Here is an 11,097-nt window from a genome sequence, read left to right on the forward strand (position 1 = left end):
GGCTGATCCCCTTCGCCATGCTGCTGCCGGCCTGGAGCTCGTCATGGCTGACGGTCAGCCGGGTCATTCCGTCATAATCGTCGATCTCGAAGGTGACCCGGCTATGGCTCGCCGGATCGGCGGCCTGCGCGGGGCTCGCCCAGGTGATGACGAGGCGTGACGGCGGCGAGACCTCGACGACCTTGCCGACCAGCTCGACGGTCCGCGCGTCATTGGCGCGGATATGCTGCCAGCCCGATCCGGCCTGCCAGTCGGAGACGTTCTCATGGCCCCAATAGCGCCGTGCGATCTCGGGTTTGGTGATGGCTTCGAAAACCTTCTCCGGCGTCGCGACAATATAGGTCACATAGACAAAGCTGGTCGTTTCCGTGGTCATTCTTCGTTTCCTTCGATGTCTTTCTTCAGGTCGTGGAGCAGGCTGAGCCTGTGACGTTCGAACTTGCGGACCCACCGTTCGTAGACCTCGTGGATCGGCACAGGATTGATGAAATGCAGCTTTTCCCGGCCGCGCCTGACCGTGCTCACCAGATTGGCCGCCTCCAGGATGCCGAGATGCTGCGTCGCGGATTGCCGGGCCATGTCCAGGTTCTCGCAGAGCTGGCCGAGCGTCTGCCCGTTCCTTTCAAAGAGCAGGTCCAGCAGCTTTCTGCGCGTCGGGTCCCCCAGCGCCTTGAACACGTCGTCAGCGTCCATCGTCCTCACTMATCTGCGAGGGCAATTTATGCAGGTAAATACCTGCATGTCAAATCGCGGCTTGGACCCACCGCAAACCCGACGGCCGATTGCGGCGCCGAGGCCGGGGAGCTACACCGTCCTCCAGCCTCCCTCACGGAAGCTCCTGGCGGCGGCATCGACCGTGCGCTCGATGCGCAAGCCGGTTTCGAAATCGATGAGATGAGCCGGCTCGCCGGCGATGGTCCGCATGAGCTCGCGGCACTCGATGATCTTGAGCTCGTTGAAGCCGAGTCCGTGACCGGGCGCAGGGATGAAGCGGTCATAGGGCTMGTGCACCGGCGCCGTCAGGATGCGGCGAAAGCCCTGCAGATCGCTGCGTCCCTCAGTGGTGTAGAGCTCGATCTCGTTCATCTTTTCCTGGTCGAAGCTGATCGTTCCCTTCGCCCCGAAGACCTGCACGAAAATCCGGCCCTTGCGGCCCCAGGCGCAGCGATTGAGCGCGACGAGCCCGGACGCGCCCGAAGCGAAGCGCAGCAAGAGGGTCGCGATGTCGTACGTCTCGACCGGCCGCGCGCCGCCCTCCTGCTGCGGACGCGTCGGATAGGGCCTGGCCATGTCGGCCATGACCTGCGCCACCTCGCCGACCAGCACCTTGAGCAGCGAGAAGGCGTGGACGCMGAAATCGTCGAGCGCGCCATGGCCCGATTGTGCCGCGCTCTTCCAGGAGAAAGGCGCTTCGGCATCGGCCATGAAATCCTCGTCCATCTCGATGCGGACATGGTTGACCGGCCCGATGGCGCCTTCGCCGATCAGTCGCGCCGCCAGCCGGATGGCCGGGTTCTGGATGTAGTTGTAGCCCAGTGCCGCGACCTTTCCGGCCGCCCGGGCGGCAGCCAGCATCGCTTGCGCATCGGCGAGGCTCGTTGCCATCGGCTTCTCGCACCAGACATGCTTGCCGGCCTCTAGCGCCGCAATCGCCATCTCGGCATGGACGGCGTTGGGCGCGGTGATCGAGACGATGTCGACCTCGGGATGGGTGACGAGCGCGCGCCAGTCGGCGGTGGACCCGGCGAAGCCGAGCTCGCGCGCCCGTCTTGCAGCCAGCGCATCGTCCACCTCGCACAGCATGGCGAGCCTTGGGCGGGCGACATCGCCGAAGACCGGAGCAACGGCATTCCAGGCCAAAGCGTGGCATTTGCCCATATAGCCGGTGCCGATGAGGCCGACGCCAAAAGCGCGCATGCAAGTTCTCCCGAGCTTGGGGGGGCTGGTCAGGGTGAAGGGATGGCTCAGACGGTGCCGCCGAGGGTTCGCAGTTCCTTTGCCGCCGGCCACCAGGGGCGCCCAGGCGTCAAGAGAGCAAACCTGACGCCATCGTTCAAGGTTCGGGGCGGCCAGAGCCGCTCCCGCAAGGCGTCGGAATGCGGTTCCTTCGGTAGGGCGTGCCTGCAGACGAAGCTGATCCTTGCGCAGACAGGACGCCTGCGAGCTGGAGGCGGYTCTGGCCGCCCCGAACCTTGAACGATGGCGTCAGGTTTGCTCTGTTGGCGCTTGGGCTAGCATTCGGACGCCACCAGCGCCGGCGCCGACCTGGGGTAGTGGACGTGATGACCCAGCACCGCATTTACACAATGAGCTTCGCCAAGGTCTATCCGCTTCTGGTCGCCAAGGCGGAGAGGAAGGGCCGCACGAAGGCGGAGGTCGACCAGATCATCCACTGGCTGACCGGCTACGGCCAGGAGGCACTCGCCTGTCAGCTGGCGAAGGACACGGACTACGAGACCTTCTTCGCCCAGGCGCCCGCGCTCAATCCTGCGCGAGCCGACATCAGGGGGAAGGTCTGCGGCGTCCGCGTCGAAGAGATCGCCGAGCCGGTGATGCGGGAGATCCGCTACCTGGACAAGCTCATCGATGAACTCGCCCAGGGGAGGGCGATCGATAAGATCCTGCACCGTCGGCCGGGATAGGTCTTGCGTTTGCGCTCGCGTCCAAGGCCGATCTGACCCCTTCGGGATATCGGATTGGCAGTGCTTCAAGCGGGAGATGCGAGGCTGGTTTCGCCGCAAACGACCGATAAGCGCCGTGAGAAGAGGCAATCTGCGGTCTACTCTTGACGAAACTCCGACACCTCGCGTCGAAATGGAGGACGCCTTTCCTTATCCCCCCTAGGGGGATATAGGCAAAAGATGTCTGAACCCCACATCCATGAAACCCATCCCGCGATCATCAAGCGGCTGAAGCGCGCTGGTGGTCACCTTGCCAAGGTCATCGAGATGATCGAGGCCGGACGCTCCTGCCTCGACATCGCGACGCAGCTCCAGGCCGTCGAGAGCGCCATCACGCAGGCAAAGCGGACGCTGGTGCAGGATCATCTCGATCACTGCCTCGACGAGGTCCTTGGCGACCTGCCGACCGAGCGTCGCCAGCCGATCGACGAATTCAAGCAGATCACGAAGTTCCTCTGAGGCTCACAATGCTCAAGGTCCTGTCCAATCGCGTCTACGGTCGCCTGTTTGCTGCGCAGATCATCGCGCTGGTCGGCACCGGTCTCCTCACGGTCGCGCTCGGCCTGCTCGCCTTCGCACTCGCCGGCGAGAGGGCCGGCGGCGTCCTCGGTACGGCGCTCGCGATCAAGATGATCGCCTATGTCACCGTCGCGCCCATTGTCGGTACGTTTGCGGCACAGCTGCCGCGCCGCGCCTTCCTGATCGCCATGGATCTGGTGCGCGCGGCCATCGCGCTCACGCTGCCCTTCATCACCGAGATCTGGCAGGTCTATCTGGCCGTGTTCCTGCTTCAGTCGGCCTCAGCCGCCTTCACGCCGACCTTCCAGGCTACGATTCCCGACGTGCTGCCGGACGAGGACGACTACACCAAAGCCCTCTCGCTCTCGCGCCTGGCCTATGACCTCGAGAGCATCGTCAGCCCGATGCTCGCGGCCGCCTTGCTCACGGTCATCAACTTTCACTGGCTTTTCGGTGGCACGGTCATCGGCTTCCTCGTCTCGGCAGCACTCGTCCTTTCCCTTACATTACCGGCCTCTCCAGCCAGGAAACGCGAGGGCGGGATCTACGACAGGACAACGCGAGGGATCAGGATCTATCTCGCGACGCCGAGGCTGCGCGGACTGCTCGCGCTCAACATGGCGGTGGCGATGGGGGGCGCCCTCGTCATCGTGAATACCGTGGTGATCGTGAAGGGGCGGCTCGGCCTTGACGACAACGCGGTTGCGCTCGCGCTGGCCTGTTTCGGCGGCGGGTCCATGCTGTCGGCGCTGACGCTGCCGCGTGTGCTGGAACGGGTCGCAGATCGAACGGTGATGCTGACGGCGGCGACCTTTCTGGCTGCCGTCCTTGGCGGCTTCGCTGCACTCCTCTGGGCCAGCGGCTGGGCACTCGCTCCGGCGGCGACGGGTACGGGCTGGGCCGCGCTCCTGGTCACCTGGGCGCTGCTCGGCATCGGTTGCTCCGCGACACAGACACCGTCAGGCCGGTTGCTGCGACGCTCAGCTCACGCCGAGGATCGTCCGGCGGTGTTCGCCGCGCAGTTCGCGCTCTCGCATGCCTGCTGGCTGGTGACCTATCCGCTGGCGGGCTGGCTCGGCGCGATAGTGCCACTGGCGACACTGGCAGGCCTGTTCGCGCTGGCGACGCTGGCGGCAGTGCTCTTCGCATCGCAGCTTTGGCCGGCTGGCAGTGCGGATGCCCTTGCGCATGACCATCGCGAGCTTCCACCGGGACATCCTCATCTTGCAGAGCATGGTCCGCGCCATTCCCATTCCATCATCATCGACGACCTGCACAGTCGGTGGCCCGCCGAGGCAAGATGAGGTGGTCAGGATGCAATGCCCCGGGTGCAGGCAAGAGCCATGACCGCGATGGCATGGATGGCTGGGACGGGTGATCGAGCGCCGGTCGTCGATCCGGCAATGACCTGCACGGGCTCCGTGGATGCGCGACGAGATCAGGCGGGCGGGCCGGCGCCAGATCGTGGAGGCAAGCTATTCCGCCACCATGTGGCATGTCAGGTCAGGGCATGCCGGGAGCGAAGCTCCCGGCCGCGCGGCCCTTCATGCTGCTTTGGCTCGCTCCTGCGCTGTCTTGACGGGCCCCTTGGCTGCAACGAGCGCCTCGTGGTCCAGTGCGGTCTGCGCGGCATAGGCCATCGCGAAACTGGTCAAGGCGTCGTCGAAGATCCCCGACGCMCCCATGTAACCGGCGATCGTCGCCGCATCGCCCGAGCGGACATGCGCGCGTGCAAGCGTGCGGCCGCAGAGTTCGGCATAGGCCGTCAGGGCCTGGCCCTCCACCACTTCGGCGATCGATCCGAGGCGGCGGTTCTTGAGTTGCCGAACGTAGAAATGCCGCCCGCTGGCGCTGTCATCCGCCCAGCCCAGGAAGACGTCGCTGGCCGCCTGCAGCATGCGCTGGCCTTCCACCACCCGCTGTCCCTGATGCGGTGGCCCCGGGTTCTTGCTCTTCGTCAGCCGGGCGAGGACCGAGGTCTGGGCTTCCTTGACCTGCAGGAACAACGGCTCGTCATCGGCCGTCATGAACAGGCCTACGACGCAGAACGTGCCGACGCTGCCGACGCCGACGACCTTGAAGGCGAGGTCCCGCAGGCCGTAGCGCGTCACCAGCACGCGGCGCTCGGGCGGCAGGGTCTCGCGATAGTGATGGAAGACCTTGTGGGCCTGCAGCGAGCGCGTGCTGTCGCGTTCCTCAGGCAGATGGTAGATCAGCGGCGGCCGGTCCTCGATGCCCCAGGAGCCGTCCGCCCCGGTATGCAGGCGGGGAAAGTTGCTGTCCTGCTGCGGATTGCGCGACGCCTTGGTGAGCAGGCCTTGCACATGCTTGCGCAGCGTCGGGTCGTCGATCCGCTCCAGTTCCTCTCCGAGTTCGGTGCGCGCATGCCAGGCCTCCAGCGGAGTGAGCTTGGCCAGCCTGCGCAGCCGGCGGCGATAGGCGCTCACCGTCGCTGCAACGGTGAGCCGGGCGGTCCTCCTGGAAAATCCGGCGTCGAGCGCTGCCACAGCGACACTGGCGGCCAGGCGCTTGAGATCGACGGCGAAGTCGATGCCCGGCAGCGTTTCGTCGAAATCGTTGATGTCGAACAGGACGTTCTCTTCCGGCGTGGTGAAGGCGCCGAAATTCATGAGATGACAGTCGCCGCAGGCCTGAACGGGCAGACCGGCCGATGGCAGGCCGGCCAGATCTTCCGCCATCACGGCCGCCGCACCGCGCAGAAAGGCGAACGGGCTCAGCATCATGCGCTCGTAGCGGATCGGCAGAAGCTCCGGAATGCGGCTGTCATCGGTCCCGGCGAGAATGGCGACAGCGTCGCTGCTGGAGCGGGGCGCCCAGTCGGCATGGCTCTCGCGCGGAACCTTGCCGCGCAGGGCCTTGCCGGCGGCGTAGCGCTCGGCACGGGACAGAAGCTGCGGCTTGGCCGGTTGATGTCGCGTCATCGGGGACCTCGATCTTGCCGTTTCGGCCCGCATGGACATGCTGTTCGTCGACGGACCTGTCCTTGGCGGCCGTATTCCGCGACCCGTCGCTTGCGCAGGACCCGTTTATACCAGCCTCCGGGGGCGATGCCCAAGCAAGAGGCCGTGACCCGGATGCTGTTCGTTTCCAAAGCCCGCAAGCATCTGTTCTCGTTGTCGCAGGTATTCGGAGAGACATTGCCAGACAATGCCCGAGAGGAGCATACTGTCTAATCTGGCCCAAAGGCACGATGTCGGGAGGGTTCGGAATGAACGGCTCCGGGGAACGTCGGGGCGGATGGAGCTGGTGGTACCTGCTCTTCATCGTCCAGTTCATCGCGGTACTCTGGCCGCCGTTCTACAACCGGCTCGACCCGGTCTGGGCAGGCATTCCGTTCTTCTATTGGTACCAGATGCTCTGGGTGCTGATCGGAGCCGCCTTCACCGCCACCGTCTACTTCGGGACCAAGGACTAGCTCGCCCGACCAGACCCTGTGCCTGACGACGACGAGCTCCGACAGGAGCGTGTCATGCATGACGTGAACTGGACCGCCACCACGGTGTTCGTGGCGTTGTTCGGCTTCATCACGTGGCTCGGCTTCGCCGCCGCCAACTGGCGCAAGGCAGATCTCGACCAGCTGCACGAATGGGGCCTCGGCGGCCGCAGATTCGGCACTTGGATCACCTGGTTCCYGGTCGGCGGCGACCTCTACACCGCCTATACCTTCATCGCCGTGCCGGCTCTCGCCTTCGGCGCCGGGGCGGTGGCGTTCTTCGCCGTGCCCTACACGATCGTGATCTACCCGATCCTGTTCCTGGTCTTTCCCAGGCTCTGGCATGTCTGCCACAGGCACGGCTACATCACCGCCGCCGATTTCGTCCGCGGCCGCTTCGGCAATCGCTGGCTGGCGCTCGCCGTGACCATCACGGGCATCCTCGCGACCATGCCCTATATCGCGCTGCAGCTCGTCGGCATCCAGGTGGTCATCGGCGCGCTCGGCATTTCCGGGACCGGCCTTGCCGCCGACCTGCCGCTGATCTTCGCTTTCCTGGTCCTGGCGGCTTTCACCTATTCGAGCGGCCTGCGCGCGCCGGCCTCGATCGCGATCGTCAAGGACATCCTGATCTATGTCACCGCCTTTGCCGCGATCATCATCATCCCGATCCAGCTCGGCGGCTTTGCCAAGATCTTCGCCGCGGTGCCGGACACGAAGGTCCTGCTCGAAACGCCGCCCCCCGGCTCGACCGGGGCCTACAGCACCTACGCGACGCTGGCGCTCGGATCGGCGCTGGCGCTGTTCCTCTATCCGCATTCCATCACCGGCATTCTCAGCGCCAATGGCGGCAAGGCCATCCGGCGCAACGCCGCCATGCTGCCGGCCTATTCCTTCCTGCTCGGCATTCTCGCGCTGTTCGGCTTCTTCGCGATCGCCGCCGGCGTCCGCAGCATGCCGGAATATGCGGCGGGCTTTGCCGAGTTCGGCAATAATTTCGCGGTGCCGGCCCTGTTCCTGCACAGTTTCCCGGCCTGGTTCGTCGGCATCGCCTTCGCCGCCATCGGCATCGGCGCCCTGGTTCCGGCGGCGATCATGTCGATCGCGGCCGCCAATCTCTATACCCGCAACATCCACCGGGAGTTCATCAACCGGAACCCGACCGACCGGCAGGAGGCCCAGATGGCGAAATGGGTTTCGCTGGTCGTCAAGCTGGGTGCGCTCGTCTTCATCCTGTTCGTGCCGACGCAATATGCCATCCAGCTGCAGCTGCTCGGCGGCATCTGGATCATCCAGACGCTGCCGGCGGTGATGCTCGGCGTCTATACGCGTTGGTTCAACGGCTGGGCGCTGCTGATCGGCTGGCTGGCCGGGATCGTCGCCKGCACGCTGATGGCCTTCGCGTCCAATCTGACGCCGACCTTTCCGCTCAGCTTTGGCGGGCATGTCTTCCCGGGCTACACCGCCGTCTACACGCTGGTCCTGAACCTCGTCATCGCCGTCGTGCTGACCTTGCTCTTCCGGGCGTTGAAGGCCCATTCGATCGCGGCCGACGAGACGATGGCCGCCGATTATTCCGCCTGACACCCCGGGGACCGGGCCGGACATGGGCCACGGCCTCCTCACGGCGCCACGCTGTCCCCTTGGCTTGGACCGGGATGGCGAAGCCGCAGACTATTTGGCGCGTCGCCCCGGTTGTGAGATCGTCGCCTGATCAGGAGCGAAGAAGCGAGGGCCCTATGGATACGGACCAGGAGGCCAAGGACCGCGTCACGCAGATCATGCAGAAGCACCTGGAACTTGCGCAGGAGCAGCTCGAAATGGCTGAGCGCGGCGTGCTCTTGTCGATTGATGGAGCACCCGAAGGGATCAATCTGACCAAGGAGGCATTGGCCATCCGCGTCGGGCAATTGCAGGGTGCGCTTGATCGACAGCGAGGACGCGGCTGATACCAGCCATGCGCCTGCAGAAGGGCGTGAAGCGGGACCGTCGTTGCGCTGGTCCGCTCTTCCCAGCCCAGCGAACGCGCATGTCACGCGCCAGTCCTCGGCCGCGATAGGGGGCGTTCGAGGGCGGTGGCGGGCGCCTATGCCGACCTTGGCATGCGCGACGCGTTCGCCGAGCCGACCGAGYGCTTCCGGCTCTTGCGGATGTGATCGACGAAGGCGCGCAGCTTCGGCGCCATGTTCTGGCGGCTCGGATAATACAGGAAGAACCCCGGGAAGAACGGGCAAAATTCTTCGAGCACGGGAACGAGCTCCCCGCGCTGGATGGACGGTCGAAATGTTTCCTCCAGCCCGATGGTGATGCCGCCGCCCGCGACCGCCATGCGGATCATCAGCGCCATATCGTTGGTGGTGGCCTCCGGCTTCACGTCAACCGCGAAATCCTGGCCCGCCTCCGTGAACTCCCACCGGTAGGGAGCCGCTCGTGGCGCCGGGCGCCAGCCGATGCAGCGATGCGCCGCGAGCTCGCGCGGATGGATCGGCGTCCCCCGGCGCGCCAGGTAGCCGGGAGCGCCGACGGCGAGTTGCCGTTGCGGGGCGGAGACGGGAACGKCGATCATGTCCTGCTCGATGACCTCGCCGAGCCGCACGCCCGCGTCATAGCCGTAGGCGACGATGTCGATCTCGTCATCCGTCACCAGGACGTCCAGCTGCACGTCCGGGCATGCCACCCCGAAACTGGTGAGAAGCGGGCCTGACAGGAAACTCTCTGCGATCGAGGAGACCGCCAGCCGCAACTGGCCGCGCGGTCCGGAGCCGAGTTGATGAGCAGCCTCGGTCGCCGCGCGGATATCGGCCAGCGACGGGGCGATGTCGGCATGGAGACGCTCGCCGGCTTCGGTGAGGCCGACGCTGCGGGTGGTGCGGTGGACGAGGGCAATGCCCATTGCGTCCTCGAGCCGCCTGATCGTCTGGCTGACGGCCGAGCGCGTCACGCCTAGCCGGTCCGCGGCTGCCCGGAAGCTTCGTTCCTCGGCGACCAGGACGAAGGTCGCGAGCGCGTTGAGGTCGGTCGCCATTGGTTAGAAAGTCTAACCATAGCGTCGCCTCCTGGCTAGATACCGGCGACAGCGCCGGGCGCCTATCTCCTCGATCACGGGTTCCGCATCACGCAGCGGACCAAGCGAGAGGAGTTGGACCATGGCTATGGACAAGACMGTTCTGGTGACCGGGGCATCAAGCGGCATCGGCGTCGGCATCGCCCGCGAGCTCGCCGCCGCCGGAGCCCGTCTGATGCTGGGCGCACGCAGGGTCGAGCGACTCGATGCCCTCGCCGAAGAGCTTCGGCAGGGCGGCGCGAAGGTCGACTATCGCCGCCTGGATGTGACGCGGCAGGACGACGTCCTGCGCTTCGCCGACGCAGCCCGTCAGCAGTTCGGGCGGATCGACGTCATCGTCAACAATGCCGGCGTGATGCCGCTCTCGCCGATGGCCTCCCTGAAGGTCGACGAGTGGGACCGCATGGTCGACGTCAACATCAAGGGCGTCCTCTACGGAATCGCCGCGGTCCTGCCGGAGATGACGTCCCGGGGCTCCGGCCACATCGTCAACATCGCCTCGATCGGTGCGCTCAGCGTCTCGCCGACGGCGGCCGTCTACTGCGCCACGAAATATGCCGTCCGGGCGATCTCGGACGGCCTGCGCCAGGAGCGCAGCGACATCAGGGTCACCTGCATCCATCCCGGCGTCGTCGAGAGCGAGCTCGCCGGTACGATCACCGATCGCGCGGCGGCCGAAGCCATGAAGACCTACCGGAGCATTGCGCTCCAGCCTGACGCCATCGGTCGGGCCGTCCGCTACGCGCTGGAGCAGCCCGAGGACGTGGACGTCAACGAGATCGTCGTCCGCTCGACCAGGGCGCCGCACTGATGCGGGCCGGGGTCATTACCGTCGCGACGGGTGTCGTGGCGGCGCTTGCAGGTGCTGCCTTCGCGGAGAAACCCATGACGCAGGCCACTCATCCCTTTGTCGACATGTGGGTCACCGACGACAACCGGATCCGCCACGAACTCCTGCCGGACGGCCGCTATGTCGAGGCGCGCGGCAACCGCGAGGGCGCCTATCGCGGGCGATACGAAGTGACAGGCCGACACATCGAATACTGGGACGATACCGGCTTCACCGCCGACGGCGACTTCGTCGACAACGACACCCTCCACCATGCCGGCATGGTTCTTCGCCGGCGTGTCCGGCCGTCCTCCGCGACGGCCCCGTAAGCCGGATTTCCGGCAGTGGCGGCCCCGCGCGGTGGTCGCCCGGGCCGCTTTCCCAACCACCCTGAAGCGAAGGAGACGTTCAATGAACTCTGCTGCCCCATTCAATCGACCTGCGACCGCCGCCCGGCGCATCGGGCTTGCGGCCATCGTCGCCCTGGCCATCGCGCCGGCCATCGCCGCGCCGGCCCAGGCCGACACCGCACGCAACGAGACCATCGTGC

13 protein-coding genes are annotated in these 11,097 nt (G+C 65.9%); 8 read left to right on the forward strand and 5 right to left on the reverse strand.

Features of this window, described 5'->3' with window-relative positions; all coding sequences use genetic code 11:
* The 3 genes from AC1DJT_RS28335 to AC1DJT_RS28345 form a co-directional block, all read right to left on the reverse strand.
* The coding region (locus AC1DJT_RS28335) for an SRPBCC family protein (protein ID WP_476835341.1) at window positions 1–376 on the reverse strand (376 nt) is incomplete at its 3' end.
* Window positions 373–693, reverse strand: coding sequence for an ArsR/SmtB family transcription factor (locus AC1DJT_RS28340; RefSeq protein WP_441507321.1), 321 nt, complete (start codon window positions 691–693; stop codon window positions 373–375). The genes AC1DJT_RS28340 and AC1DJT_RS28335, both read right to left, overlap by 4 nt.
* Before the next feature lie 111 nt (window positions 694–804).
* Complete coding sequence (locus tag AC1DJT_RS28345) at window positions 805–1,917, reverse strand: Gfo/Idh/MocA family protein (RefSeq protein ID WP_476835342.1); 1,113 nt, start codon at window positions 1,915–1,917, stop codon at window positions 805–807.
* A gap of 365 nt (window positions 1,918–2,282) precedes the next feature.
* On the opposite strand from AC1DJT_RS28345, the gene AC1DJT_RS28350 reads away from it, so the two are divergent.
* The 3 genes from AC1DJT_RS28350 to AC1DJT_RS28360 all read left to right on the forward strand — a co-directional run bounded on the left by AC1DJT_RS28350 (window position 2,283) and on the right by AC1DJT_RS28360 (window position 4,504).
* Window positions 2,283–2,642 carry a DUF2200 domain-containing protein gene (locus AC1DJT_RS28350; protein WP_441507323.1) on the forward strand — a complete coding sequence of 120 codons (360 nt, stop codon included), beginning with the start codon at window positions 2,283–2,285 and terminating at the stop codon, window positions 2,640–2,642.
* A gap of 219 nt (window positions 2,643–2,861) precedes the next feature.
* Window positions 2,862–3,140 carry a metal-sensing transcriptional repressor gene (locus AC1DJT_RS28355; RefSeq protein ID WP_441507324.1) on the forward strand — a complete coding sequence of 93 codons (279 nt, stop codon included), beginning with the start codon at window positions 2,862–2,864 and terminating at the stop codon, window positions 3,138–3,140.
* Between the two features lie 8 nt (window positions 3,141–3,148).
* Complete coding sequence (locus AC1DJT_RS28360) at window positions 3,149–4,504, forward strand: MFS transporter (protein ID WP_441507325.1); 1,356 nt, start codon at window positions 3,149–3,151, stop codon at window positions 4,502–4,504.
* Between the two features lie 240 nt (window positions 4,505–4,744).
* Here the strand turns inward: AC1DJT_RS28360 and AC1DJT_RS28365 are convergent, their stop codons facing one another.
* Window positions 4,745–6,142, reverse strand: a complete 1,398-nt coding sequence (locus AC1DJT_RS28365; RefSeq protein ID WP_441507326.1) for a DUF2252 domain-containing protein — start codon at window positions 6,140–6,142, stop codon at window positions 4,745–4,747.
* A 287-nt stretch (window positions 6,143–6,429) separates the two neighbouring features.
* Here AC1DJT_RS28365 and AC1DJT_RS28370 point away from each other — a divergent pair, with 287 nt between their 5' ends.
* The 3 genes from AC1DJT_RS28370 to AC1DJT_RS28380 all read left to right on the forward strand — a co-directional run bounded on the left by AC1DJT_RS28370 (window position 6,430) and on the right by AC1DJT_RS28380 (window position 8,603).
* Window positions 6,430–6,636, forward strand: a complete 207-nt coding sequence (locus AC1DJT_RS28370) for a DUF3311 domain-containing protein (protein WP_441507327.1) — start codon at window positions 6,430–6,432, stop codon at window positions 6,634–6,636.
* Between the two features lie 54 nt (window positions 6,637–6,690).
* Window positions 6,691–8,238 (forward strand): monocarboxylate uptake permease MctP, encoded by a 1,548-nt coding sequence (mctP, locus tag AC1DJT_RS28375; protein WP_476835343.1) that lies wholly within the window; start codon window positions 6,691–6,693, stop codon window positions 8,236–8,238.
* A 155-nt stretch (window positions 8,239–8,393) separates the two neighbouring features.
* Window positions 8,394–8,603 carry a hypothetical protein gene (locus tag AC1DJT_RS28380; protein WP_441507329.1) on the forward strand — a complete coding sequence of 70 codons (210 nt, stop codon included), beginning with the start codon at window positions 8,394–8,396 and terminating at the stop codon, window positions 8,601–8,603.
* Between the two features lie 137 nt (window positions 8,604–8,740).
* Here AC1DJT_RS28380 and AC1DJT_RS28385 read toward each other — a convergent pair whose 3' ends face one another.
* A complete protein-coding gene (locus tag AC1DJT_RS28385) occupies window positions 8,741–9,679 on the reverse strand; it encodes a LysR family transcriptional regulator (protein ID WP_476835344.1) in 939 nt (312 codons plus the stop codon).
* Window positions 9,680–9,800: 121 nt separating this feature from the next.
* Between AC1DJT_RS28385 and AC1DJT_RS28390 the strand changes: the two genes are divergently transcribed.
* Window positions 9,801–10,529: an SDR family oxidoreductase gene (locus AC1DJT_RS28390; RefSeq protein ID WP_441507331.1), complete on the forward strand. Its 729-nt coding sequence runs from the start codon at window positions 9,801–9,803 to the stop codon at window positions 10,527–10,529.
* Window positions 10,529–10,876 carry an Atu4866 domain-containing protein gene (locus tag AC1DJT_RS28395; RefSeq protein ID WP_441507332.1) on the forward strand — a complete coding sequence of 116 codons (348 nt, stop codon included), beginning with the start codon at window positions 10,529–10,531 and terminating at the stop codon, window positions 10,874–10,876. Before AC1DJT_RS28390 ends, AC1DJT_RS28395 begins: the two co-directional genes overlap by 1 nt.
* The last annotated feature ends 221 nt before the right edge of the window (window positions 10,877–11,097 follow it).

This window comes from Allobosea sp. 05T422_2 (genome assembly GCF_056396265.1).

Excerpts from the sequence above, each read along its gene's own strand:
- AC1DJT_RS28340 (WP_441507321.1), bottom strand. The coding sequence starts at position 693 with ATGGACGCTGACGACGTGTTCAAGGCGCTGGGGGACCCGACGCGCAGA.
- AC1DJT_RS28350 (WP_441507323.1), top strand. The coding sequence starts at position 2,283 with ATGACCCAGCACCGCATTTACACAATGAGCTTCGCCAAGGTCTATCCG.
- AC1DJT_RS28355 (WP_441507324.1), top strand. The coding sequence starts at position 2,862 with ATGTCTGAACCCCACATCCATGAAACCCATCCCGCGATCATCAAGCGG.
- AC1DJT_RS28360 (WP_441507325.1), top strand. The coding sequence starts at position 3,149 with ATGCTCAAGGTCCTGTCCAATCGCGTCTACGGTCGCCTGTTTGCTGCG.
- AC1DJT_RS28370 (WP_441507327.1), top strand. The coding sequence starts at position 6,430 with ATGAACGGCTCCGGGGAACGTCGGGGCGGATGGAGCTGGTGGTACCTG.
- AC1DJT_RS28380 (WP_441507329.1), top strand. The coding sequence starts at position 8,394 with ATGGATACGGACCAGGAGGCCAAGGACCGCGTCACGCAGATCATGCAG.
- AC1DJT_RS28395 (WP_441507332.1), top strand. The coding sequence starts at position 10,529 with ATGCGGGCCGGGGTCATTACCGTCGCGACGGGTGTCGTGGCGGCGCTT.